This window comes from Patulibacter sp. SYSU D01012, assembly GCF_017916475.1.
GTDB lineage: Bacteria > Actinomycetota > Thermoleophilia > Solirubrobacterales > Solirubrobacteraceae > Patulibacter.
The window spans coordinates 911,262-935,738 of record NZ_JAFMTB010000002.1 but is presented as its reverse complement, the minus strand read 5'-3'; the positions used below and the strand labels follow the sequence as shown (position 1 = coordinate 935,738).

At 75.9% G+C, this 24,477-nt stretch carries 24 protein-coding genes and 2 riboswitches; of the genes, 20 read left to right on the top strand and 4 right to left on the bottom strand.

Going from position 1 to position 24,477, the window contains the following annotated elements; all coding sequences use genetic code 11:
• Nucleotides 1-9: 9 nt before the first annotated feature.
• Together J3P29_RS13885 and J3P29_RS13880 are read right to left on the bottom strand one after the other, a co-directional pair.
• Entirely contained in the window at nucleotides 10-690 is a 681-nt protein-coding gene (locus J3P29_RS13885) for a hypothetical protein (RefSeq protein WP_210494096.1), read from the bottom strand.
• Nucleotides 691-734: 44 nt separating this feature from the next.
• Nucleotides 735-2,261 (bottom strand): M17 family metallopeptidase, encoded by a 1,527-nt coding sequence (locus J3P29_RS13880; protein ID WP_210494095.1) that lies wholly within the window; start codon nucleotides 2,259-2,261, stop codon nucleotides 735-737.
• 103 nt (nucleotides 2,262-2,364) lie between these two features.
• Here J3P29_RS13880 and J3P29_RS13875 point away from each other — a divergent pair, with 103 nt between their 5' ends.
• The 8 genes from J3P29_RS13875 (at nucleotide 2,365) to J3P29_RS13840 (ending at nucleotide 10,568) form a co-directional block, all read left to right on the top strand.
• Nucleotides 2,365-3,537, top strand: a complete 1,173-nt coding sequence (locus J3P29_RS13875; RefSeq protein ID WP_210494094.1) for an acetyl-CoA C-acyltransferase — start codon at nucleotides 2,365-2,367, stop codon at nucleotides 3,535-3,537.
• 79 nt (nucleotides 3,538-3,616) lie between these two features.
• A complete protein-coding gene (locus J3P29_RS13870; protein ID WP_349239846.1) occupies nucleotides 3,617-4,510 on the top strand; it encodes an HAD-IB family hydrolase in 894 nt (297 codons plus the stop codon).
• A gap of 47 nt (nucleotides 4,511-4,557) precedes the next feature.
• Nucleotides 4,558-4,712, top strand: a riboswitch (cyclic di-AMP (ydaO/yuaA leader).
• Between the two features lie 8 nt (nucleotides 4,713-4,720).
• Entirely contained in the window at nucleotides 4,721-5,398 is a 678-nt protein-coding gene (locus J3P29_RS20005; RefSeq protein WP_210494091.1) for a transglycosylase family protein, read from the top strand.
• A gap of 107 nt (nucleotides 5,399-5,505) precedes the next feature.
• Nucleotides 5,506-6,033 (top strand): MarR family transcriptional regulator, encoded by a 528-nt coding sequence (locus J3P29_RS13860; protein ID WP_210494088.1) that lies wholly within the window; start codon nucleotides 5,506-5,508, stop codon nucleotides 6,031-6,033.
• Nucleotides 6,034-6,154: 121 nt separating this feature from the next.
• Entirely contained in the window at nucleotides 6,155-6,748 is a 594-nt protein-coding gene (locus J3P29_RS13855; protein ID WP_210494087.1) for a biotin transporter BioY, read from the top strand.
• Between the two features lie 317 nt (nucleotides 6,749-7,065).
• Complete coding sequence (locus J3P29_RS13850; RefSeq protein WP_210494085.1) at nucleotides 7,066-7,860, top strand: electron transfer flavoprotein subunit beta/FixA family protein; 795 nt, start codon at nucleotides 7,066-7,068, stop codon at nucleotides 7,858-7,860.
• Complete coding sequence (locus J3P29_RS13845; RefSeq protein ID WP_210494084.1) at nucleotides 7,860-8,831, top strand: electron transfer flavoprotein subunit alpha/FixB family protein; 972 nt, start codon at nucleotides 7,860-7,862, stop codon at nucleotides 8,829-8,831. The genes J3P29_RS13850 and J3P29_RS13845 overlap by 1 nt, the downstream gene beginning before the upstream one ends.
• Before the next feature lie 9 nt (nucleotides 8,832-8,840).
• Nucleotides 8,841-10,568 carry an electron-transfer flavoprotein:ubiquinone oxidoreductase gene (locus J3P29_RS13840; RefSeq protein WP_210494083.1) on the top strand — a complete coding sequence of 576 codons (1,728 nt, stop codon included), beginning with the start codon at nucleotides 8,841-8,843 and terminating at the stop codon, nucleotides 10,566-10,568.
• A gap of 83 nt (nucleotides 10,569-10,651) precedes the next feature.
• Here J3P29_RS13840 and J3P29_RS13835 read toward each other — a convergent pair whose 3' ends face one another.
• Together J3P29_RS13835 and J3P29_RS13830 are read right to left on the bottom strand one after the other, a co-directional pair.
• A complete protein-coding gene (locus J3P29_RS13835) occupies nucleotides 10,652-12,685 on the bottom strand; it encodes an FtsX-like permease family protein (protein WP_210494081.1) in 2,034 nt (677 codons plus the stop codon).
• Entirely contained in the window at nucleotides 12,682-13,407 is a 726-nt protein-coding gene (locus tag J3P29_RS13830) for an ABC transporter ATP-binding protein (protein WP_210494080.1), read from the bottom strand. The genes J3P29_RS13835 and J3P29_RS13830 overlap by 4 nt, the downstream gene beginning before the upstream one ends.
• 266 nt (nucleotides 13,408-13,673) lie before the next feature.
• Between J3P29_RS13830 and J3P29_RS13825 the strand changes: the two genes are divergently transcribed.
• The 12 genes from J3P29_RS13825 to J3P29_RS13770 all read left to right on the top strand — a co-directional run bounded on the left by J3P29_RS13825 (nucleotide 13,674) and on the right by J3P29_RS13770 (nucleotide 24,477).
• Entirely contained in the window at nucleotides 13,674-14,477 is an 804-nt protein-coding gene (locus tag J3P29_RS13825; RefSeq protein ID WP_210494078.1) for a hypothetical protein, read from the top strand.
• Nucleotides 14,478-14,497: 20 nt separating this feature from the next.
• The gene (locus J3P29_RS13820; RefSeq protein WP_210494077.1) at nucleotides 14,498-14,764 is read left to right on the top strand and encodes a type B 50S ribosomal protein L31; all 267 of its coding nucleotides are present in this window, start codon (nucleotides 14,498-14,500) and stop codon (nucleotides 14,762-14,764) included.
• Nucleotides 14,765-14,906: 142 nt separating this feature from the next.
• Nucleotides 14,907-15,917 (top strand): DUF1385 domain-containing protein, encoded by a 1,011-nt coding sequence (locus J3P29_RS13815; protein WP_210494076.1) that lies wholly within the window; start codon nucleotides 14,907-14,909, stop codon nucleotides 15,915-15,917.
• Between the two features lie 56 nt (nucleotides 15,918-15,973).
• The gene (prfA, locus tag J3P29_RS13810; RefSeq protein WP_349239869.1) at nucleotides 15,974-17,032 is read left to right on the top strand and encodes a peptide chain release factor 1; all 1,059 of its coding nucleotides are present in this window, start codon (nucleotides 15,974-15,976) and stop codon (nucleotides 17,030-17,032) included.
• Nucleotides 17,029-17,892, top strand: a complete 864-nt coding sequence (gene prmC, locus J3P29_RS13805; protein ID WP_210494074.1) for a peptide chain release factor N(5)-glutamine methyltransferase — start codon at nucleotides 17,029-17,031, stop codon at nucleotides 17,890-17,892. The genes prfA and prmC overlap by 4 nt, the downstream gene beginning before the upstream one ends.
• Nucleotides 17,889-18,527, top strand: coding sequence for a Sua5/YciO/YrdC/YwlC family protein (locus J3P29_RS13800; RefSeq protein ID WP_210494073.1), 639 nt, complete (start codon nucleotides 17,889-17,891; stop codon nucleotides 18,525-18,527). The genes prmC and J3P29_RS13800 overlap by 4 nt, the downstream gene beginning before the upstream one ends.
• A gap of 63 nt (nucleotides 18,528-18,590) precedes the next feature.
• A complete protein-coding gene (gene rpiB, locus J3P29_RS13795; protein ID WP_210494071.1) occupies nucleotides 18,591-19,085 on the top strand; it encodes a ribose 5-phosphate isomerase B in 495 nt (164 codons plus the stop codon).
• A gap of 37 nt (nucleotides 19,086-19,122) precedes the next feature.
• Nucleotides 19,123-19,205, top strand: a riboswitch (ZMP/ZTP riboswitch).
• 32 nt (nucleotides 19,206-19,237) lie between these two features.
• A complete protein-coding gene (gene glyA / locus J3P29_RS13790; RefSeq protein ID WP_210494070.1) occupies nucleotides 19,238-20,536 on the top strand; it encodes a serine hydroxymethyltransferase in 1,299 nt (432 codons plus the stop codon).
• Nucleotides 20,537-20,598: 62 nt separating this feature from the next.
• Entirely contained in the window at nucleotides 20,599-21,822 is a 1,224-nt protein-coding gene (locus J3P29_RS13785) for an MraY family glycosyltransferase (RefSeq protein WP_210494069.1), read from the top strand.
• Between the two features lie 53 nt (nucleotides 21,823-21,875).
• Entirely contained in the window at nucleotides 21,876-22,037 is a 162-nt protein-coding gene (locus J3P29_RS13780; RefSeq protein WP_210494068.1) for a rubredoxin, read from the top strand.
• A 90-nt stretch (nucleotides 22,038-22,127) separates the two neighbouring features.
• Nucleotides 22,128-23,903, top strand: coding sequence for a potassium/proton antiporter (locus tag J3P29_RS13775; RefSeq protein ID WP_210494066.1), 1,776 nt, complete (start codon nucleotides 22,128-22,130; stop codon nucleotides 23,901-23,903).
• Nucleotides 23,904-24,282: 379 nt separating this feature from the next.
• Nucleotides 24,283-24,477, top strand: a complete 195-nt coding sequence (locus tag J3P29_RS13770; RefSeq protein ID WP_210494065.1) for a hypothetical protein — start codon at nucleotides 24,283-24,285, stop codon at nucleotides 24,475-24,477.

Below are 24,477 nucleotides of genomic sequence, written 5' to 3'. Positions count from 1 at the left end.
TCCGCGGGCTCAGCCCGCGGAGCGGCGGCGGCGCACGAGCAGCGCGCCGCCGACGAGCAGCACCGCCACGACGATCACGCTCGGGATCGCCCAGGACGGCGCGCCGTCCTCCTCGCCCGAGATGTCGGACACCGGCGCCGCGTCGTCGTCGCGAGCGTCCGCCGAGTCGGCCGCCGGCGCGGGGGAGGCCGCCGTCGTCGTCCCCGCCGGGGGCGCCGCCTCGGCGTCGTCGCGCTCGTCCTGCGGCCGCGGCGCGGACGGGTCGGGCCCCGGCGCGTCGTCCGGGGCGTTCGTCACGCGCAGGCGGCTGCCGTCGGTCAGGGTGACGACGGCCGAGACGTCCCAGTCGCGCCACGGCCCGCGGCTGCCGATCGCGACGTCGGCGTGGCGCACCCCGGTCTCGTCGTTCTCGGGCACCACGCGGAACGTGTCGCCCGACGCGGGGCGGATCCAGTAGGTGACCTTCGCTCCGTCGCCGGTGCCCTTGCCTTCGAGCACCGTCGACAGGTCGACCGCCGGCTTGCCGGCCGGGGTCGTCGCCTCGGCGGCCTGAACGAGGATCGTCACCCCGTTGCGGCCGCCCTCGGCCACCGTCGCGCCGCCGTGGGCGAGCGCGGACGACGGCAGGGCGACGAGCCCGCCCAGGGTGACGGCGGCGAGGGTCGCGGCGGCACGGCGCGAGGGCGTCATGGCCCGGATCCTGCCAAGCCGCGCGGTCGCCGCGCGCCGTGGCGTCAGGCCGCCAGCCCGCGCGCGACCGCGACGAGCAGCCGCACGCCCCAGCCGCTGGGCCCTTTGCCCAGATACTTGCGCGGCAGGTCGGCGGGCAGGGCCGCCATGTCCAGGTGCGCCCACGGCACGTCGCCGGTGAAGCGCTCGAGGAACGCCGCGCCCTGGATGGCGTGGGCGCCGCGGCCGCCGGAGTTGACCAGGTCGGCGGCCGGGCTCTTCATCAGCTCGCGGTGCTCGTCCTCGAGGGGCAGGGGCCACACGCGCTCGCCCGTCGCCTCGCCGGCCGCGCGCACGGCGTCGAGCCACGCGTCGTCGCGGCCCATCAGCCCGCCGTGCGACGTCCCGAGCGCCGTCACGACCCCGCCCGTCAGCGTCGCCAGGTCGACGAGCCGCTCCGCACCCATGCCGAGCGCGACGTGCGCGGCGTCGGCGAGGACCAGGCGGCCCTCCGCGTCCGTGTTCGTCACCTCGACGGTCGTGCCGTTCCCCGCGGTGAAGACGTCGCCCGGCTTCATCGCCCGCCCCGAGACGAGGTTCTCCGTCGCCCCGATCACCGCGAGGACGCGCACCGGCAGGCGCAGGCGCGCGACGGTGGCGATCGCCTGCAGCACGGCCGCGCCGCCGGACATGTCGAGCTTCATCGTCGTCATGCCCGCCGGGGTCTTCAGCGAGTAGCCGCCGGTGTCGTGCGTGACGGCCTTGCCGACCATCCCGAGCAGCGGGCCGGACGCGCCGTCGGGCTCGTACCGCAGCGTCACGAGGGCGGGCGGCTCCTCGCTGCCCCGCGCGACGGCGGCGAACAGGCCCAGGCCCCGGCGCTCGAGCGCGGCCAGGCCCACCTCGACGTGCACGTCGAGGTCGTCGAGCTCGCGCCCGAGCGCCACCGCCTCGGCGGCGAACGCACGCGGGGTCATCAGGTTGGCCGGCAGCTGCTGCAGTCGGCGGGCCTCGTTCGCGGCGCGGGCGACCACGACGGCCTCGGCCAGGGCCGCGCCGGCGGCGTCGTCCGGTGCGGCCCCGCCCGGCGCGGCGACCTCGATCCGCGCCAGGCCCTCGTCCGGGTCCGGGGCGGCGCCGACCTTCGCGTGCGCGTGCGCGGCGAGCACGGCCGCCTCGGCCACCGCGGCGACGGCCGCGGGCGCGGCGTCGTCGGCCACGATCCGTACGCTGCCGGCGCGCAGGTCGCGGGCCCGGCGGACGGCCGCGCCCGCGGCGGCCCGGCGGTCCTCGTGGCCGCGCGGGCCGTCGGCGCCCAGGCCGACGACGATCCAGCGGGTGCCGTCCTCGGCGTGCGTGTGCGCGAGCGCGCCGAGCGCGGGGCGGGCCTCGCGCGAGGTCACCAGCCGGTCCAGGGCCGCGGGCGCGCCGTCCGGCGCGCCGGCGAGCCCGGCGTTCGTCAGGCCGACGACGACGGCGTCCACGGGCCCGTCGCCGGCGGGCCCGACGTCCACCCGGGCCGCGCCGGCGGGCGCGCCGCCGCCCTCGGCGTCGGCGTCGACGGGGGCGACCGGGGGCGTCGTGGTGCGCATGCGCCGATCGTGGCAGGGTTCGCGGTCGGGGACGGGAGCGCCCGGCGCCCCCGTACACTTCCTACCCTCAGTAGAGAGAGCCGCGAGGCAGAGGAGAGACACCATGGCGAAGACCGTGATCCTGGGGAGCGCCCGCACACCCGTCGGCAAGCTCGGCGGCGGGCTGTCCGCCGTCCCGCCGGTCGAGCTGGGCGGCGTGGCGATCAAGGGCGCGCTCGAGCGCGCCGGCGTCGCGCCCGAGCAGATCGAGCACGTCGTGATGGGCCACGTGATCCAGGCCGGCCAGGGCCAGATCACCGCCCGTCAGGCCCAGATCGCCGCCGGCATCCCGAACACCGTCTCGTCCGAGACGGTCAACAAGGTCTGCACGTCGAGCATCCGCTCCGCGGCGATCATCGACCTGCTCGTCCGCGCCGGCGAGCTCGGCGTCGGCGTGGCCGGCGGCATGGAGTCGATGTCGCTCGCGCCGTACCTGCTGCCGAACGCGCGCTTCGGCTACCGCATGGGCGACACGAAGATGCTCGACGCGATGGTGCTCGACGGCCTGACCAACGCGTTCACGCACCGCCAGATGTTCGACGAGACGACCGAGGTCGCCACGGAGCACGGCTGGGGCCGCGAGGAGCTCGACCGCTGGGCGCTGCGCTCGCACGAGAAGGCGCTCGACGCGATGGACGGCGGCCGCCTGGCCGAGGAGATCGTCCCCGTCACGGTCAAGGGCCGGAAGGGCGACACCGTCGTCGACACGGACGAGGGCCCGCGCCGCGGCTCCTCGCTCGAGGCGCTCGCCAAGCTGCCGGGCCTGGTCAAGGGCGGCACGCACACCGCCGGCAACTCGCCGGGCGTCAACGACGGCGCCGGCGCCCTGATCCTCGCCTCGGACGAGTGGGCCGCGGCCAACGGCAAGGAGGTCCTCGGCGAGATCGTGGCCTTCGGCCAGGCCGCGGGCGAGTTCCCCAACCTGCTGACGACGCCGGGCAAGGCGTCGGCGCAGGCGCTGCAGCGCGCGGGCCTGCAGGCGTCCGACGTCGACGTGTGGGAGATCAACGAGGCCTTCGCCTCCGTCGCCCTGAACACGATCAAGGACCTCGGCATCGACGAGGACCGCGTCAACGTCAACGGCGGCGCGATCGCCCTGGGCCACCCGCTCGGCGCCTCGGGCGCGCGCATCATCGGCTCGATGCTGCTCGAGCTGCGCCGCCGCGGCGGCGGCTACGGCATCGCCACCGCGTGCTCGGGCACCGGGCAGGGCGACGCCGTCCTCATCAAGGTCTGACGCCTCGGCCGGCGCCCCTGCGTGACGGAGGGGCGCCGGCTTGACCGGGGCCTCAGGGACGGCCGCTAGGGTCCGCCGCGTGTCCGCCGTCGACCCGACCGGCCCGCCGCCCGCCGACGGGCGCTCCTCGTCCACCGGCGTCGCTGCGCCGGCCGCGGCGCCGTCCCCCGCCCAGCCGGAGGGCGGCGGTCCGACCGGCGTCCGCGCGGCCGCGTTCTTCGACCTGGACAAGACGCTCGTCGCGGGCTCCTCCGGCTTCCACTGGGCCCGCGCCGCCGCCGCGCACGGCCTGATCTCGCGCCGGCGCCTGGCCGCGGACGCGTACGAGAACCTCAAGTTCCGCCTGGTCGGCTCCACGGACGAGGGCACCCGCCAGGTGTGGGAGCGGATCTCGGCCTTCATCGCCGGCCAGCGGGTGCGCGACTTCGAGCGCCTGGCCCCGCGGGTGCTCGCCGGCGTGCTGCCGCGGCTGTACCCGGAGATGCTCGCCCTCGCGTGGGAGCACCAGGACGCCGGCCGGCCCGTCTACATCGTGACGGCGTCCGCGCAGGACACCGCCGAGCTGATCGCGCACGTCCTGGCCTTCGACGGCGCCGTCGGCGCGCCGCTCGAGGCGGTCGACGGCCGCTACACCGGGCGGCTGGCCGGCCCGATGACGTACCGCGAGGGCAAGGTCCGGGCGATCGAGCGGCTCGCCGAGCAGGACGGTCTGGACCTGGCCGCCTCGTGGGCGTACTCCGACTCGGAGTCCGACCTGCCGATGCTGCGCGCGGTCGGCCATCCCGTCGCGGTCAACCCCGACCGCGAGCTCGCCCGGGTGGCGCGCGCCGAGGGGTGGGAGACGCTGCGCCTGGAGCGCATCGGCTCCCGGCTGCGCACCGGGGTCGCGGTGGCGGCCGTCGCGGCGCTCGGGGGCCTGGGCCGCGCGGCCGCCACGGGCCGCCCGGTGCCGGACGGTCGTCGCCGCGGGTGACGGCGGTGCGCCGCGGCGACGGCCGGCTGCGCTAGCCTCCCCGGGGTCATAACCCATTGCCGAGTCCCCGCCGCGCGTCGGAGGGGAGCGGGGGACCCACGGACCGCACGGTGCGGTCAGGGGCGAATCGCCGGTGCAGCCGGCGTAGCGCACGTCTCAGAGCGCGAGCCCGACAGCTAACCCCGTAGGCGCGAGAGACGAAGGAGACCCGTGAGCACACCTCGCGATCTCGGGTCCACCGACCGGTGGACCCACTCCCTGCGCGTGTCACAGGCGCGCCGGGCCGCCGCCGCCAAGATGCGGACCTGGAGCCGACGCCGACGCGTCACGGCGTCGACGCTGGCCGTCGCCGTCCTGGGCTTCGGGGGCGTCGCCGCCGCGCAGACGACCACGGGCGGCAGCGACGGCGGGTCCGGGTCGGCGCAGACCGCGTCGGCCGGCTTCTCGCTGAAGGCCGTCCAGGGCAAGCTCGGCGTCACCGCCGACGGCCAGATGGGCCCCCAGACCCGCCGCGCCATCCGCTCCTTCCAGCGCAAGAACGGCCTGCAGGTCGACGGCGTCGTCGGCCCGCAGACGCTGAAGGCGCTCGGCCTCGCCGCCGGCGCGTCGACGCGGTCGGCGACGACGAAGACGGCGGCCGCGTCGTCGTCCTCGGGCACGGCGAACGCCACCCTCGAGAAGATCGCCGCGTGCGAGTCGGGCGGCGACCCGTCCGCGGTGTCGTCGAACGGCACGTACCGCGGCAAGTACCAGTTCTCCCGCCAGACGTGGCGGGCCTACGGCGGCAGCGGCGATCCCGCCGCGGCCTCCGAGGCGGAGCAGGACCGCATCGCGGCGAAGCTGCTCGCGGCCGAGGGCACGAAGCCCTGGCCCGTGTGCGGGAAGTGAGCGCGAACGAGCGCCGCTGACCGGCCAGCCGTCGTCGCGGCGAGCCGGTCGCTCCGCGGCCCGGCAGGGCGACCGCCCTGCCGGGCCGTGTGGCAGCCTTCCGTCCCGTGCCCGACCCGCTGCGCATCGACCCCATCGGCGAGGCGCGGCGCCACTGGACCGACCGCTGGGGCCCCGAGCCCGCGCGTCCGATGGCCGCCGTCACCTCGGTCATGCGGGTCCAGCAGATCCTCCTGGCGCAGCTCAACGCGCTGCTCCGCGACCACGGCCTCACGTTCCCGCGCTACGAGGCGCTGATGCTGCTGTCGTTCACGCGCGAGGGCGCGCTGCCGCTGGGCAAGCTCGGCGAGCGCCTGCAGGTCCACCGCACGAGCGTCACGAACATCGTCGACAAGCTCGAGCAGGACGGCTTCGTGCGCCGCGTGCCGCACGCGTCCGACCGTCGCGCGACGCTCGCCGAGATCACCCCGGCGGGCCGCGACGTCGCCGCGGCGGCGACGGACGACCTGAACGCCGCGGCGTTCGCCTTCTCGGCCCTGCCCGCCGACGACCAGGAGCGGCTGACGACGATGCTCGAGACCGTGCGCCGCGCGGCGGGGGACTTCACCGGGGACGCGCCGCCCGCCGCCGGCTGACCCCGCCGCGCGACCGCCGGGCGGGGGACCCCCACCCGGGGGCGGACGCCGTGCACGACGACGCCGTCCGGCCGCCGGGTGTGCAAGGGTCCGCGGCGTCCACGACAAGGAGTCGCCGCTCATGAGCGCTGCCACCGCTACGGGCACCCTCGCCCCCCGCACCGTCCTCGCCGACGCCCTACCGGGCGCCCGCACCCGCGACGCCGCCCTGGTCGTCGGCGGCGCGCTGCTGACCGCGCTGCTCGCGCAGGTCACCGTGCCGATGACGCCGGTCCCGATGACGGGCCAGACGCTGGCCGTCGGCCTCGTCGGTGCCACGCTCGGCCTGCGCCGCGGCGTCCTCTCCATGCTGCTCTACGTCGTCATGGGCTTCGTGCTGCCGGTCTACGCCGACGGCGCCTCCGGCATCGCGACGCTGTGGGGCGCCACGGGCGGCTACCTCGTCGGCTTCCTGCTCGCCACCGCCGTCATCGGCCGCCTCGCCGAGCGCGGCGCCGATCGCAAGGTGCACCTGGCGTTCCTCGCCTTCGTCCTCGCGCAGGCCGTGATCTTCGTCCCGGGCGTCCTGGTGCTGCAGGCCGTCACCGGCATGGCGTGGGCCGACGCGATCCACTCCGGCTTCACGGTCTTCATCGTCGGCGGCCTGGTGAAGGCCGCCGTCGGCGGCCTCGTGCTGCCGTCCGCCTGGCAGCTCGTCCGCCGCGTCGAGCGCTGATCGCCGGGTCGTCGTCCGTCCTCGGGGACGGACGACGACCCGCGGGCCCGTCCGCGTCGCCTCGGGGCGTCGCCGGGTCCGCCCGCTCGTCACGGGGCGCGCCGCCGGGCTACGATCGCCCGGTCCCGACGGATCGTCGTCACACGACCCCGTCGCCGCGCCCGACGAGCCGCCGTCCGTGCCTTGCGCCCGGCGCGGCGAACGAGGAAGCTACCGACGGTCGGATCGTGCTTTGATTCCGGCCGGGACGTCCCGATTGACCCGTCAGTCAACCGCGGTAGACTCCCGTTCGCTCGTAGGCCCCCAAGGAGGCACAAGTGACCAAGATCGTCGTCCTGGTGAAAGAGGTACCGGACGCGGCCGTTCAGAAGCAGGTCGACACGTCCACCGGTCTCCTGGACCGCAGCGGCGAGAAGACCCTGAACCCGTTCGACACGCACGCGATCGAGGCGGCGCTGCAGCTCAAGGAGAGCGGCGCCCTGCCCGTCGACGAGGTCGTCGCCGTGACCGTCGGCCCCGACAGCGCCGTGAAGGCCCTGCAGAAGGCCGTCTCGCTGGGCGCCGATCGCTCCGTGCACCTGACGGACCCGGGCCTCGCCGCGTCGGACGTCGTCGCCACGGGCTACGCGCTCGCCGAGATCGTCAAGCGCGAGAACCCCGACCTGGTCCTCGCCGGCCAGCAGTCCGACGACGGCCAGTCCTACGCCGTCGGCGCGGTCGTCGCCGAGCACCTCGGCTGGCCCGCGCTCACGCAGGTCATCAAGCTCGAGGCCGACGGCACGACGCTGACCTGCGAGCGTCAGGCCGAGTACGGCTACGACACCGTGAAGGTCCAGCTCCCGGCGGTCATCTCCGTCGGCGACGCCATCAACGAGCCGCGCTACCCGTCGCTCAAGGCGATCATGGGCGCGAAGAAGAAGCCGCTCGAGTCGCTCTCGCTGGCCGACGCCGGCATCGACGCCTCGAAGGTCGGCGAGGAGGGCCGCAAGGCCGTCTGGCAGGCCGCGAAGGAGCCGCCGGCGAAGGCGCCCGGCGAGATCATCGAGGACGAGGACACCGCCCAGACGGTCGAGAAGATCGTCACCTGGCTCGACGACAGGAAGCTGATCTGATGACGAACATCCTGGTCTACGCGCTGCACCACGAGGGCGCGGTCAACAAGAACGCGCTCGGCGCGATCTCCGCCGCGGCGAAGGCCGCCGGCGAGCTCGGCGGCGAGGCCCACGCGCTGTTCGTCGGCGAGGACGTCGCGGACGACGTCGCCGGCTCCGTCGGCAGCTACGGCGCCACGAAGGTCTTCCGGGCGAAGGCGCCGGCGGGCCTGGCGCAGCCGATCGTCGACGCGCTCGACGCCGTGCTCTCGCAGGGCGACTACGGCTACGTGCTCTTCGGCGGCGGCCTGCTCGGCTTCGAGGCCGGCGCCGCCATCGCCGCCCGTCGCGGCGGCGGCATCGGCGTCGAGATCACCGGCATCCGCGTCGAGGGCGGCGAGCTCGTCGCCGAGCGCCCGATCCTCGGCGACACCCAGATCTCGGACATCACGTTCCGGGGCCTCGGCGTGATCGCCTCGCGCCTGAACGCCTTCGAGCCGGTCCAGTCCGGGTCGCCGGTGGCGGTCGAGGACATCGACGTCACGCTCTCCGACGCCTCCGCGAAGGTCGAGATCGTCACCCGCGGCGAGCAGCGCGGCGCCGACGTCAACATCGAGGACGCGCAGGTGCTGGTCACCGGCGGCCGCGGCCTGGGCTCGGCGGAGAACTTCTCCGTCGCCGAGGACCTGGCGAGCGCCTTCGGCGGCACCGCCGCCGTCGCCGCCACCCGCGCGGCCGTCGACGCCGGCTGGTTCCCGTACGCCGGCCAGATCGGCCAGACGGGCAAGACCGTCGCGCCGAAGCTCTACCTGGGCCTGGGCGTCTCGGGCGCGATCCAGCACAAGGTCGGCATGCAGTCGGCCGACAACATCGTCGCGATCAACAAGGACGGCAACGCGCCGATCTTCGAGTTCGCGGACCTCGGCGTGGTGGGCGACCTCCACGCCATCGCCCCGGCGCTGGCCGAGGCCATCAAGGCGAAGAAGGGCTAGGGACCCGGCATGGCTGCTTCCCACCACGGCGGCGTCGCTCCGTCGGAGTTCCCGCCCCCGGTCGACGTCGCCCGGGAGTTCGTCGCCGCGCCGACGGACCCCGAGGACGAGCGCATCGAGGTCGGCGTCGCCATCGTGGGCGGCGGCCCCGCCGGCCTGGCCTGCGCCAACCGGCTCCTGCAGCTCCTGGCCGACGAGCCGGAGCTGCTGGAGTCGCTCGGCGAGGTCCCCGTGGCCGTCATCGAGAAGGGCAAGGTGTGCGGCGCGCACAACATGTCCGGCGCGGTGATGAACCCGGGGCCGTTCAAGACGCTGTTCCCGGACGTCGACATCGCCTCGACGCCCTTCGCCTACACCGAGGTGGAGGACGACGGCGCGGTCTGGTTCCGCTCCGAGAGCAAGGCGCTCGAGCTCAAGCCGACCCCGCCGAACTTCGCCAACCACGGCAACTGGGTCATCTCGATCTCGCAGCTCTGCCGCTGGCTCGCCGAGCAGGCCGAGGAGGCCGGCGCGTACATCCTCACGGAGACCGCCGCCGCGAAGCTGCTCGTCGAGGGCGACGCCGTCGTCGGCATCCGCACCGGCGACAAGGGCCGCGGCAAGCAGGGCGAGGAGCTGCGCAACTTCGAGCCCGGCATGGACATGACGGCGAAGGCCACGGTCCTCGCCGAGGGCACCTGGGGCCACCTGACCGGCGCCGCCGTCAAGCGCTTCGACCTCTCCGCCGGCAAGCAGCCGGCGACGTGGGAGATCGGCGCGAAGGAGGTCTGGAAGGTCAAGAAGCCGCACTCCAAGGTGGTGCACACCTTCGGCTGGCCCGCGCGTCCGCAGAAGAAGCACCAGGAGGCCGGCGGCGGCTGGATCTACCCGCTCGGCGACGACCAGGTCTCCATCGGCTACGTCATCCCGCTGCACACGCCGGACGCCACGGTGTCCGTCCACGACATGCTGCAGGCGTTCAAGGCGCACCCGTACGTCCGGGAGGTCCTCGAGGGCGGCGAGCGCACCGCCTGGGGCGCGAAGGCGATCCAGGCCGGCGGCTACAAGTCGATGCCGAAGCTGTCGATGCCCGGCGCTGTGATCGCCGGCGAGGCCGCGTCGATGGTCGACATGGCGCGCCTGAAGGGCGTGCACCTGGGCATCGAGGCCGGCCGCCTGGCGGCGGAGGAGATCTTCGCGCAGCTCAAGGCCGGGTCGAACGACCTGACCGGCTACGAGGCCGCGATCGAGTCCTCGCTCGTCGGCGAGACCCTGCGGGCCGTGCAGAACAACCGTCCGCTGCTCGACGCGCACTCGCTGCCGGTCGGCGCCGCGCTGTCGGGGCTCGACTTCGTGACGAAGGGCAAGCTGCCGCCCGGCAGCCCGAAGCTGCACCGCGACGCCGAGGTCGAGGTCGGGGTGCCGGACTCGGGCGCGATGAAGGACCGCTACCCGAAGCCGGACGGCAAGTACTTCTTCGACAAGCTCTCGTCGGTGTTCATCACGGGCAACGCGACCCGCGACGACGCCCCGAGCCACATCCGCGTCGAGAAGCACGTCAAGCGCGAGGTCGCCGAGGCGTGGGCCTGGATGTGTCCCGCCGGCGTGTACGAGATCGAGGACGACCAGCCGGCGGAGGGCTTCGTCGACGTGACGGTCAACTACACGAACTGCGTGCAGTGCGGCGCCATCACGGCCCGCGGCGGCCGCCTGACGCCGCCCGAGGGCGGCGACGGCCCGGCGTACCAGATCACCTGATCCGCCCGCGCGCCCCGGCGCGCTCCCGCAGGACGACGAACGGCGCCGCATCGCGGCGCCGTTCGCGTTCCCGAGGGCGGGGGTCACTCCGCGGCGGGGCCGCCGTCCGTGACGCGCTCGATCGTCGTGCCGGCGGCCCGGACGGCGAGGACCGGCAGGCCGGCGCCGACGGCGAGCGCGGCGACGAGCGGCAGGTTGAGCACGTCGATCGGGTCGGACCCGCCGACGGTGATCAGGGCGGCCGAGAAGAGCGCGCCCGCCGCGCCGGACAGCACGACGCCGAGCACCGTCGGCAGCGCCACCTCGCGCTGCATCGTGCGCCGCAGCACCCCGACGGGCGTGCCCGCCATGCGCAGCGCCGCGAGGGTCCGGCGGCGGTCCAGGACCGATCCGACGGACGTGACCGCGGTGGCGAGCGCCGCGAGCAGGGACGCCAGCACGAGCGTCCCGGCCGCGCCGGCGAAGATCGTCCGGACGATCCCGATGCGCGGGTCCGTGCGGCCGGCTCCGGCCGCGCCGGCGCCCGGCAGCTCGCGGGCCACCGCCGCCGCGGCGCGGTCGCGCGCCCCCGCGTCGCGGCCGGTCGCGATCACCAGGTCGACCTCCGCCTCCCGCCGCGCGGCGCGGGCGGAGAGCGGGGCGGACGTCCCGTCGGCGCCGGTGGGGTACAGGCCGACGCGGGCGCCGGGGCCGAGCCGCCGGGCGACCGCCGCCGCGGCGTCCGGGGCCTGGCGGGCGTCGAGCGGGACGACGAGGTGGCGCTCGCCGAACGGCGTCGCGGTGACGTCCTGCGCGTCCTCCATGGTCGGGGCCGCCCCGAGCATCGTCGCGGCGACGAACGCGGCCAGCACCGGGCCGCTCGCGATCCGCCAGACGGCGCGCGGCTCGTCGATCATCCGGCGGGCGGCGAGCAGGGTCGCGGGTCGCCGCCAGAGCGTCCGGATGACCTGGCCGAACGCCAGCACCACCCACGGGCCGACGACGCTCGTCGCCAGGACGACGGAGGCGAGGGCGATCAGCAGCGGGAGCACCGTGCCCTCGCCGTCCAGCGACCGCAGACCCCAGACCATCGCCGTCGCGGCGACGGGCAGCAGCAGCAGGCGCGCGGGGCTCAGGGGCTTCGGGCGATGCCGCTGGATCGTGCCCAGGGCCCCGCCCGTGCGGCGCTGCGCGACCGCGGTGCCCAGCGCCGTGAGCGCCGGCAGCCCGAGGAGCGCCGCCAGCACGATCGCCGTGGGGCTGGTCAGGTCGCCCGCGAACCACGTCGTGCCGTTGAACGACACGTGGACGAGGGCGAACCGCGCCACCGGCAGCCCGACGAGCACGCCGACGAGCGCGCCGGCGGCGGCCGCCAGGGCCGTCTCGGCGACGGCGGCCCGCAGCGTCCACACCGGATCCGCGCCGACGAGCTGCAGCGCGGCCGTCCGCTCCTCCCGCCGCGTGGCGAGGAGGCGCGCGATCTGCATCGCGAGCGCGACGGTCGGCAGGACGAGCAGCGCCAGCGCGATCCACACGAGGGCGACGTAGAACGGCGCGGCCTCGGCCGTCGCGCCCCGCAGGGCGCCCACGGCGGCCACGGTCGTGCCGTTCGTGTCGCTCACGATCCCGGCCAGCGCCGCTGGACGCAGGCCGGCCACCACGACGCGCTCCTCGGGGCCCGTGAGCGCGGCGTCGCCGACCGTCCCGACGACCCGGCCCGGCAGCGAGGCGCGGAGGGCGTCGCCGTCCGGCCCGTCGAGCAGCCGGTGGACGGCGGGGGAGACGAGGACCTCGCCGGGCGCGGGCACCCGCGGCAGGCCGGCGGGCGGCGCGATCCGCCGACGGGTGGCGATCCCGATCTGCTGGATCGTGCGGCCGCCGACCTCGTACGCCGTCGTCGACACCAGCACCGGGGCGGTCCGGGGGTCGAGGGCCGTCGTGTGCGTCTCGACCAGCTCGCTCGGGTCGCCGCCGCGCCAGGCGACGCGGTCGGCCCGCCGCTCGAGCGCGCCGGGGACCGCGGCGAGCGCCACGATCAGGGCGGCGGCGACGCCGATCGCCGCCGCCGTCAGCGCCGCGCCGCGCCGGGTCGTCCGGTCGCGCCGCCAGATCCGCAGCGCGAACGCGAGCGCGCTCATGCGGCCACCGTCGCGGGCTCGAGGACGACGGGCTCGAGCGCGCCGCGCCGGATGGACACGGCGTCGTCGGCGCGGGCCGCCAGGGCCAGGTCGTGCGTGATGACGACGAGCGCCGACCCGGACTCGCGCACGGTCGCGAAGAGCAGGTCGGCGGTCTCCGCCGCCGTGTCGGTGTCGAGCGCGCCGGTCGGCTCGTCGGCGAACACGATCGCGGGCCCGTGGGCGAGGGCGCGGGCGACGGCCACGCGCTGCATCTGCCCGCCCGACATCTCGCCCGGGCGGCGGGCGACGAGGTCGCCGATGCCCAGCCGGCCGAGCCACTCGCGGGCCGTGCGGAGCGCCGGGCCGCGCGATGCGCCGCCGAGCAGCATCGGCAGCGCGACGTTCTCGTCGGCGTCCAGCTCGGGGACGAGCAGGCCCTGCTGGAAGACGAAGCCGAACGTGCTGCGGCGCAGGGCGGCGCGGGCACGCTCGCCGCGGTCGTCGATCCGCCGCCCCTCGAGCACGACCGCGCCGTCGTCGGGCGGCAGGACGGCCGCGAGGACGTGGAGCAGCGTCGACTTGCCCGACCCGGACGGGCCGACGATCGCCAGCGCGCGCCCGCGGTGGACGTCGACGTCGACGCCATGCAGGACGGGCGCGCCGCCGTAGCCCTTCGTCAGGCCGCGACCGGTCAGGAGCGGAGGGGTGCCGGCGCCGGGGCCGGGAGCGTCAGGGAGCATGGATCCAGCGTGGGGGTCGCCGGCTGCCCGCGCATCGGGCGCGGGGCCGGACCCGCCTCCGTCGCAGGACGGAGCCCGCGCCGGCGTCTCCTCCCTCCGGCGGACCGCCCGGCCCCCGGGGCGCCCTGGGGGACGCCCCGGGGGTCGCGGCGGCCGGGCCCCCGCAGCTTCGCCGCAACTCCGGGGCCTCGCCGCTGTTTCTGGACGACAGCGGGTGCGGCATGATGGCGCTCCCGGATCCCCCTGCCCCTCGGCCCCCGACCACGTTGCCCGCCACACCCTCCTCACGCCTCTCCGCCCCCCTGACCGCCGCCGCCGCGCTCGCCGGTCTCGTCCTGGCCGCCGCCCCCGCGGCCGCGGCCACCCCGTCCGCCGCCCCGGCGGACGCCGCCAAGGTCGGCCGCGGCACCTGCACCACGTCCGCGACGGACCCGCAGGCGCGCGCCGCGTCCTTCACCGTCACGATGCGGGCCCTCCCGCCGGCCCGCACCTACGGCTTCCGCACGACCCTGCAGGAGAAGGCGCCCGGGGGCCGCTGGACGACGCTCACGGGCGCCGCCGCGCCCCAGGGCCTCGGCCAGATGGAGGACGCCCGCCCGGGCGCCGCCAGCATGCGCCGCAAGATCACGGTCCGCGGCCTGCGCCCCGGGGCGTCGTACCGCCTGCGGGTGCGCTTCCGCTGGGCGTTCGCCGACACCACCCTCGCCGTCGGCCGGACGAGCCGCGCCTGCCGGGTGGTCGATCCGCGTCCCAACCTGGCCGTGGGCGCCGCCGCACCGTGGATCCCCGGCGCCGTCGGGGGCCAGGTCGTCTACCGCGTCCCCGTCCGCACCAGCCGGCTGGCCGCGCTGGCCGGGCGGTCCGTCGGGGTGACGGTGCGCCAGGGCGACGTCGTGCTGGCCGGCACCTCGTTCGTGCCCGCCGCGGCCGACGACGTGGCGCTCGTGCCCGGTCGCCGGTGCGTGAGCGGCCAGCCCGTCGTCGTGACGGTCGACCCGGCCGGCGAGATCGACGAGCGCGACGAGACGGACAACGCCGTCACGGTGCCGTGCGGCCCCGAGGCGGGCTGACCCGCTATCGTCCCCCGACGATGAAGAACGACATCCACCCCGAGTACGCGCCCGTGGTGTTCCGGGACCAGGGTGCCGGGGCCACCTTCCTGACCCGCTCCACCGTCAAGAGCTCGAAGACGATCGAGCTCGACGGCGAGACGTACCCCGTCATCGACGTGGAGCTCTCGTCCGCGTCGCACCCGTTCTACACGGGCAAGCAGAAGATCGTCGACACCGCCGGTCGCGTCGAGCGCTTCCGCCGCCGTGCCGCGAAGCGCCAGGCCGAGGACGCCGCGAGCGAGTAGTCCTCCGCGCCCCGGCCTCCGGCGTCCGTTCGACCAGGACGCGCCGGACGCCGCGGAGCGCGACGTGCGTCCGGGGGCCCGCACGGCTCCGGACGCCCCGGCCGGCGCCCGTCGCCGGCCGTCGTCGTCCCGGGACCGCACCGTGACCCGGCACGGGCCCGTCGGCCCCCACCCGCGCGCGGCCGCGCGCCCGCAGGACGCTCCCGTCGGCGGTCAGGCGGTCGTCGAGGGCGTGATGATGCGCGGCGTCCGGACGTGGGCGCTCGCCGTCCGCCGCCCGCACCCCGAGCAGCTCGTCGACGGCGTGCTGCCCGCCGGCGAGCCCGCGCTCGGCGACATCGCCGTGGCGGTGCACCCGTTCTCTTCCGCGCTCACCCGCCACCGCCTGCTGCGGCTGCCCGTGCTGCGCGGCGTCGTCGCGCTCGGCGAGGCGCTGCGGATCGGCTTCCGCGCCCTGCGGATGGCCGCGGACGCGCAGAGCGCCGACGACGCGCCCGAGATCGGCCGCGGGTCGTGGCTCCTGGCGGGGCTCGGCGGGCTGGCGATCGCGGTCGGCCTGTTCTTCCTCGCGCCCGTCGGCCTGACCAGCCTGCTGCAGGACGTGCTGGGGGAGGGCCTGCTGTTCTGGCTCGTCGAGGGCGTGGTGCGCACCGCGATCTTCCTCGCCTACCTCGTCCTCGTCACGCGGATGGCGGACATGCGGCGCGTCTTCGAGTACCACGGGGCCGAGCACCAGACCATCGCCTGCTACGAGGCGGGCCTCGCGCTGACGCCGGAGAACGCGTCGCGCTTCAGCCGGCTGCATCCCCGCTGCGGCACGAGCTTCCTGCTCATCGCGATGATCGTGGCGATCTTCGTCTTCGCGCCCGTGGGGACCCCGGCGCTGCCGTGGCTGCTGGCCAGCCGCGTCGTCGGCATCCCGCTCGTGGTGGGCGTCGCGTTCGAGCTGCTGAAGCTGGCGGGCCGCTACCGCCACGTGCCGCTCGTGGCGGCGCTGACGTGGCCGGGGCTGCAGCTCCAGCGCCTGACGACGCGGACGCCGGACCGCGACCAGCTGCAGGTCGCCATCGCCGCCCTGGCGACCGTCCTGGACCGCGAGGACCCGCGCGCCGCCAGCGCGCGCGAGCGCGTCGGCGCCGAGGTCGCGGCGTAGGCCCGCGACGGGCGCGCGGGTCGGGCGGCGCGGAGGCGGTACGCTCGGTCGTCGTGATCGAAGCGCTGGTGGAGCAGATCGAGGCCCGGTTCGCCGAGCTGGAGACCCAGATCGTGGACCCCGCCGTGATCGGGGACCGGCAGCGCTACGCCGAGGTCGGGCGGGAGTACCGCCGCATGCAGGGCGCGAACGCGCTCGCCACGGAGTGGCGGCGCGCCGTCGACGACGCCGCCGGCGCCCGCGAGATGCTCGAGGAGGGGGAGGACCCCGAGCTGCGCGAGCTGCTCGAGACCGCCCGCGAGCGGATCGGCGAGCTGGAGGAGGAGATCCGCGTCTCCATGGTCGACCCCGACCCCAACGACGACAAGGACGTCATCGTCGAGATCCAGGGCGGCGCGGGGGGCGAGGAGGCCGACCTGTGGGCCGGCGACGTCTACCGCATGCTCACGAAGTACGCCGAGCGTCGCGGCTTCAAGACCGAGCCGCTCCAGGTGTCCGACGGCAAGTACACGTTCGCGGTGAAGGGCGAGGGCGCGTTCTCGGTCTTCAAGTGGGAGGCCGGCACCCACCGCGTCCAGCGCGTTCCGGCCACGGAGACGCAGGGCCGCATCCACACCTCCACCTGCACCGTCGCCGTCCTGCCCGAGGCGGAGGACGTCGACATCCACATCGACCAGAACGACCTGCAGATCGACGTCTACCGGTCGTCCGGTCCCGGCGGCCAGTCCGTCAACACGACGGACTCCGCGGTGCGGATCACGCACAAGCCGTCCGGCGTCGTGGTGTCGATGCAGGACGAGAAGTCGCAGCTGCAGAACCGCGAGAAGGCCCTGCGCGTGCTGCGCGCCCGTCTGTACGAGCACGCCGTCGCCGAGCAGCGCGCCGAGCAGGCCGCGGCGCGCTCCGCCCAGGTCGGCACGGGCGACCGCGCGGAGAAGATCCGCACGTACAACTACGGCGAGGGTCGGGTCACCGACCACCGCATCAAGCTCACGAAGTACGCGCTCGAGGGCATCCTGGAGGGCGACCTCGAGGAGTTCACGAACGGCCTGCAGGCGGACGAGAAGCGCCGCCTGCTCGAGCTGCAGGCCCAGAGCACCCAGCCGGGCACGTGAGCGCGGGGACGGTCGGCGCCGCGGTCCGCCGCCTCACCGCCCGCTTCGCCGCCGCGGAGCTCGACACCCCCCGGCTCGACGCCGAGCTGCTCGTCGCGCACGCGATCGGGGCCGACCGCGCGCGGCTGTTCCTCTCGCCGGACCGGCCGCTGACCGACGCGCAGGCCGCCGCGGTCGAGGCGCTGGAGCGCGGGCGCGCCGAGGTCCGGGCGTCCGTGGCGCACCTGACGGGCGTGCGCGGCTTCCGTCACCTCGACCTCCACGTCGACTCGCGCGTGCTGATCCCGCGGCCCGAGACGGAGCTGCTCGTCGAGGTGGGCCTGGAGCTGCCGCGCGGCGCGATCGTCGTGGACGTCGGCACGGGCAGCGGCGCCGTCGCGCTGGCGCTCGCCGACGAGCGCCCCGACCTCGAGCTGCACGCCACCGACGTCTCGCGCGACGCGCTCGACGTCGCCCGGGCCAACGCCGCGCGCCTGGGACTCCACGTCGCCTTCCACGAGGGCGACCTGCTCGCCGACGCCGTCCCGGCCGACCGGGGCGGGCGGCCGCTCGCCGTCCTCTCCAACCCGCCGTACGTGCCCGAGACCGACCGCGCGACCCTGGCGCCCGAGGTGCGCGACCACGACCCGCACCTGGCGCTCTTCGGCGGACCGGACGGGTTGGACGTCGTCCGCCGGCTGCTGCCCGCCGCGCGCGCGGCGGAGGCGGACCTGGTGGCCCTCGAGATCGGCCGGGGGCAGGCGCCGGCGACGGAGGCGCTGGCGCGGCAGGCCGGGTTCGCGGCGACCGAGACGCGCGACGACCTGGCGGGCATCGGGCGCGTCGTCGTGGCGCGCGCCGCCGTGGGGAAGGCGGCGTGAGCGACGACGTCCTGCCGCTGACGCCCGACGACGTGCGGGCGATGACCGCCGCGACGGCGGCCGGCGAGGTCGTCCTCTTCCCGGCCGAGACCGTCTACGGGCTGGCGGCGGACCCGTCGCGCCCCGAGGCCGTCGCCCGGATGGCGGCGCTGAAGGACCGCGATCCCGGCAAGCCCTCCTCCGTCCTCTTCTGGTCGCTCGACGCGGCGCTCGCGGCGCTGCGCGACGCCGTGCCCGCGGCCGTCCTCGCCGCGCTGCCGCGCCTGCTGCCCGGCCCCGTCGGGGTGCTGCTGCCCAACCCGGGCGGCGCGTTCCCCGCCGCGGCCGGCGACGCGCCGGGCACGCTCGGCGTCCGCGTGCCCCGCCTCGCGCAGCCGGTCAACGCCCCGCCCGTCGTGCAGACGAGCGCCAACCGGGCGGGCGGGCCCGACCCCGCCACGCTGGACGCCGTGCCCCCGTCGATCCGCGCGGCCGCGCGGCTGGTGCGCGACGCCGGGCCCCGGCCCGGGCGACCGTCGACGATCGTCGACCTGCGGCGCGCGCACGAGGGCGCGGGCTGGGACCTCGTCCGCGAGGGCGCCCTGCCCCGGACCGCGATCGCGGCCCGGCTCGACGGCGTCCTGCCGCCGGCCTGAGCCCGCCCGCGACCGGCGGCCCGGCGCCGTGCGCGGCGAGGGGAGGGGCCGTACGATGCGGCCATGCGGATCGCCGTCGCCTCCGACCACGCCGGGTTCGAGCTCAAGGAGCACGTGAAGGACGCCCTCCAGGGGCAGGGTCACGAGGTCGTCGACGCCGGCACGACCTCGGCGGAGTCGACGGACTACCCCCAGTACGCCGCGACCGCCGCGCGCATGGTCGCCGGCGGCGACGCCGAGCGGGCCGTCGTCGTCTGCGGCTCCGGCAACGGCGTGACGATCACCGCGAACAAGATCCAGGGCATCCGCGCGGTCAACGCCCACGACGCCGACGAGGCCGTCATGGCCCGCAAGCACAACGGCATCAACGTGCTCGGCCTGTCGCAGGCGCGCCTGTCGGGCGCCGACGCGGAGCCGATCGTGGCCGCGTTCCTGACGACGGACTTCGAGGGCGGCCGCCACGAGCGCCGCGTCCTCGAGATCGCCGACGTCGAGGGCGGGGGTGACGGGACGGCGCCGGTGTCCGCGGACATCCCGCCGGGCCAGCCGACGCACTGAGGCGACAGCCGGCGCCGCCCGCCCGGCCGCTAGGCTCTGAGGCTGTCGTGACTGGCGCCTCGGGTGGAACGGACCACCGGGAAGCGACACGCAGCACCGCCGCGCGCCTGGGCACCCGTACCGCACGTCCGCACCACCCCGAGGAGACGCCCGTGTCCGCCCTGCCGCCCGACTTCTTCAACGCCCCGCTGGCCGAGGTCGACCCCGAGGTCGCCGCCGCCGTCGGCGCCGAGCTGCGCCGCCAGCAGGACACGCTGGAGATGATCGCCTCGGAGAACTTCGTGCCGCAGGCGGTCCTGGAGTGCCAGGGCTCCGTGCTGACGAACAAGTACGCCGAGGGCTACCCGGGCCGCCGGTACTACGGCGGCTGCGAGCACGTCGACGTCGTCGAGCAGCTCGCGATCGACCGCGCCAAGGCGCTCTTCGGCGCCGAGCACGCCAACGTCCAGCCGCACTCGGGCGCGCAGGCGAACAACGCCGTCTACCACGCGCTCCTGCAGCCGGGCGACCGCGTCATGGGCCTCTCGCTCGCCCACGGCGGCCACCTCAGCCACGGGATGAAGCTCAACGTCTCGGGCCGCCTGTACGACATCGTCGCCTACGAGGTCGACCGCGAGACGTCGCAGGTCGACATGGACGCCGTCGCGCAGCTCGCCCGCGAGACGAAGCCGAAGATGATCGTCGCCGGCTGGTCCGCGTACCCGCGCCAGATGGACTTCGCGCGCTTCCGCGAGATCGCGGACGAGGTCGGCGCGTACCTGTGGGTCGACATGGCGCACTTCGCCGGCCTCGTCGCCGCCGGCCTGCACCCCAGCCCCGTCCCGCACGCCGACGTCGTGACGACGACGGTCCACAAGACGCTGGGCGGCCCGCGCTCGGGCATCATCCTGTGCCGCGCCGAGCACCAGAAGAAGATCGACCAGGCCGTCTTCCCCGGCCAGCAGGGCGGTCCGCTCGAGCACGTCATCGCCGCGAAGGCCGTCGCGCTGAAGATCGCCGCGGCGCCCGAGTTCAAGGAGCGCCAGGAGCGCACGATCGCGGGCGCGCGCGTCCTGGCCGAGGAGCTCCTCGCCACCCGTGACGGCGCCGGCGCCGGCGGCCTCAACGTCCTCACGGGCGGCACCGACGTGCACCTGGTGCTCGTCGACCTGCGCGACACCCCGCTCGACGGCCAGCAGGCCGAGGACCGCCTGCACGAGGTCGGCATCACGGTCAACCGCAACGCGGTGCCGTTCGACCCGCGCCCGCCGATGGTGACGTCCGGCCTGCGCGTCGGCACGTCCGCGCTCGCGACGCGGGGCCTCAGCGTCGACGACTTCCGCGAGGTCGGCCGGATCATCGGCGCCGCGCTGAGCGCGGACGACGCCGGCTTCGCCGCCCAGCGCGAGGACCTGGCCGCCCGCGTCGCCGCCGTCGCGGCCGCCCACCCGCTCTACACCCAGCTGGGCTGAGCGGCCACGGGGCCGGGGCGACGCCCCGGCCCGGCCGGTCCCGGGTCTAGCATGCGGTCGGCATGACCTGGCGCGATCCCGTCGTGGGGCTGCTGGTCGCCTTCGCGGTGGCCGCGGTCGCCACCCCCCTGGTGGCGCGCTTCGCCCGGCTGGTCGGCGCCGTCGATCGCCCCCGGGGCCGCGGCCTCGCCGCCGGCGGCACGCCGCTGCTCGGCGGGCTCGCGATCCTGGCCGCCGTCGGCGTCACGGTCCTGCTCCTCCGGCTGCCGCCCAGCTGGGCGGGCTTCCAGTCCGAGCTCGACGCGGTCCTCCTCGGCGGCGTCGTCATCGCGGTGGTCGGCGCGATCGACGACCGCTTCGACCTGCCGTGGCTCGTCAAGCTCGCGGGCCAGATCGTCGCGGCGGCGATCCCGGTCTCGCAGCACGTCGTCGTCGAGAACATCACCTTCCCGTTCCTGGGGGCCGTGCAGTTCCACGACTTCGGGGCGCCGCTCACCGTCCTGGGGTTCGTGGCGCTCATGAACGTCGTCAACTTCTCCGACGGCATCGACGGCCTCGCCGCGGGCGTCTCGGCGATCGCCGCGGTCGCGATGGGCATCGTCGCGTGGAACCTGGGCACCACCCACGCGTCCCTGCTGGCGGGCGCGACGGCCGGCGCCGCCGCGGGGTTCCTCGTCCACAACTTCCACCCCGCGCGGGTCTTCATGGGCGACGCGGGGGCGCTGCTGCTCGGCTACCTGCTCGCCGCCGTCGCCGTCGAGGGGTCCGTCAAGACGAACGCCGTCCTCGCCCTCGTCGTGCCGTTCGTCGTCCTCGCGCTGCCGATGCTCGACACGACGTTCGTGGTGCTCAAGCGCCTGAAGTCCGGCGTCCCGATCTACAACGCCGACCAGAACCACTTCCACCACCGGCTCACCCGGATCGGCTTCAGTCCGCGCCGGACGGTGCTCTACCTGTACGCGTGGGCGGCGTCGCTCGCGGGGCTCGCGGTCGCGCTCGGGTTCGTGCCGTACAGCCCCAATCGCGAGGGGTACTCGCCCGCATGGACCGCGGTCATGGTCGTCATCACGCTCGCGGTGCTCAGCTTCAGCGTCTACCTGGTGCTCGTCCTCGAGATCCTGAAGCTGCGCCGGCTCGACGCGCTGCGCATGCGCCGCATCCGGCCGCACGCGACCGACGCCGAGATCGACTCGCACGTCGCGCGCTCGCTCGAGACCGGCGAGATCGACGCGATCACGGAGGACGAGCTGACGACCTCCGCCGCGGACCCCGCCGCCCGTCCCTGACCGGGCCCGGCGCCGGCGGCCCGCCGCCGTCGAGTCGGTACAACTGGGGGCCGATGCAGTGGATCTGTGAGCCGTGCGGGTTCATCTACGACCCCGAGGAGGGCGACCCGGACGGGGGGATCCCGCCCGGAACGGCCTTCGAGGACATCCCCGACGGCTGGTGCTGCCCCGTCTGCGGCGCGGCGAAGAGCGACTTCGTTCCGCTCGACGACTGACCCACCCCTCCGTGGCGGCGCGTCCGCCGCGACCCGCGCGCGCCCCCGCGGCAGGGGGCGCGGCGCGGGGGCGCCGATAGGATCGTCGGGGTGCTCGCCTCGGTCCTCCTGCTCGCCGGCCTCCTGCTGGTGGCGGGCCTGGCGGCCTCGCTCTTCGCCGGGCGACTACGGGTCCCGGCGCTCGTCGTCTTCCTGCTCCTCGGGATGCTCGCCGGCCCGTCCGGCGCCGACGTCGTCGAGGTGCGCGACGCCACGCTGATCCGCGACGTCGGGCTCGTCGCGCTGGTGCTCATCCTGTTCGAGGGCGGCCTGGCGTCCGGGCTGCGCGAGATCCGGCCGGTGATCGTGCCGGCCGCCGCGCTCGCGACCCTCGGCGTCCTGGTGACCACCGCGGTCGTCGGCACCGTCGCCTACCTGACGCTCGACCTGAGCTTCGAGCAGGGCCTGCTGCTCGCGGCGATCATGGCCTCCACGGACGGGGCCGCGATCTTCGCGCTCCTGCGCGGCTCGACCCTGCGGCGGCGGCTGGCCCGCACGCTCGAGGGCGAGGCGGGCATGAACGACCCCGTGACGGCCCTGCTCGTCATCGGGCTCATCGACATCGTGCAGGACGAGGGCACCGTCGTCGACCTGTTCGTCGGCATGGTCACCGAGCTGACGATCGACGCGGTCGTCGGCGCCGCGATCGGCGCGCTCGCCGTCTGGGCGTTCCGGCGGGCGCGGCTGGCCAGCGAGGGGCTGTACCCCGTCGCCTCGCTGGCGACCGCGATCCTCGCCTACGCCGTCGCCGCCACCCTCCACGGCTCGGGGCTCCTCGCCGTCTACGTGGCGGGCCTCGCGCTCGGCAGCGGCCCGATCCACGGCAAGCGCTCGATCACCGCCTTCCACGACGGGCTGGCGTGGGTCGCCCAGCTCGCGATGTTCCTGTCGCTGGGCCTGCTCGTGTCGCCCCAGGCGCTCGGCGACGTCTGGGTGGAGGGTCTCGTCGTCACCGCCGCGCTCCTGCTGCTCGGCCGGCCTGCCGCCGTCCACCTGCTGCTCGCGCCGCTGCGCTTCACGCGCGGGGAGCAGGCCGCGATGTCGTGGGCGGGCCTGCGCGGCGCGGTCCCGATCGTCTTCGCGACGTTCCCCGTCATCGCGGGCGTGCCCCGGGCGCAGGAGTTCCTGGCGATCGTCTTCTTCGTGGTGCTGCTGTCCACGGTCCTGCAGGGCGTGACGTTCGAGTCGCTCGCGCGCGCGCTGCGGGTCACGACGACGCGCCCGGCCATCGACCGGCCGCTCGTCGAGGTCATGGCGATCCGGCGCCTCGGGGCCGAGGTGCTCGAGGTGCGCGTCCGCGAGGACGACGCGATGGTCGGCGCCCGGGTGCGCGACCTGGGGCTGCCGCGCGAGGCGCTGGTCAACGTCCTGGTCCGCGGGAGCGAGGCCCTGCTGCCCCGCGGCTCCACCCGCCTGCTGGCCGGGGACCGCCTGCACGTGCTCGCCCGGCGCGAGGTCGCGCACGAGATCCCGGCGCTCGTCGAGCGCTGGCGCGACGGGCCCGTCGGTCCGCCGCCGCGGCCCGCCCGGCGGCTCGTCGCGATCGCCCCGATCTTCCGCACCGGCCCGTGGGACGCCCGCGACGGCGACCCCGCCGTCCCCGCGACGGTCGGCGGGATCGCGGTCGTCGAGCGGCTGCGGCTGCGCCACGACCGCCCGGGCGCCCTCGTCGTCCTCGAGGACGGGCGCTACGCCGTCTCCGGCCCCGTCGTGATGGTGGGATCCCGCCAGGCCGTCCAGCAGCAGGCCCGGCGGCGGCTCGACCGCGCCACCGACGACGCCGAGGCCGGGTGGTGGCAGGAGGTCATCGGCGCCTGCGCCGCCTGACTCGAGTTCCGGCGTCCGCCGCCGATCACGGGGGAGGGGACCCCGTGGGAGCGGCGAACCCCGACGAGCGCCCCGGGTCGCGAGACGGACGACCGTCCACGCGACCCCGGCGCGGAGATCCGCTTCGTGCGCTTGGGCACGAGCGCTTATGCGCCAAGGCACGAGCCCTCGTGCATCCCGGCGCGAACCCACGCGTCCCCCGTCACCACGGGCGATTTCGCGCGCCTGGCTGGTGGCACGGCGCGGGCCGTTCGGGTAGTCTGCTGCCCCTCGCCGGGTGCGGAGCGGACGCCCAGTCCTCTTCGGCCTGATCCCTCGGGATCCCCGGCAGCTCGATCGATGCTCTCGCACGACCGCCGCCCCACGACTTCGCCGTCCCGTGTCCACGCCCCCTCCATCCGGCCGAGGGCTCGGCGCGGGCGCGCTGCTGGTCGCCACCATCCTGGTGGCCGCCGCGCTGGGGTTCGCGCTGGGCGCCCTCACGGGGCCGACGCTCCCGCTCACCCTCGCGGGGGCGGCCGTCGGGTTCGTCGCGGGCATGGCGCTCGTCATCCGCACGTTCCGGGAGCCGTGA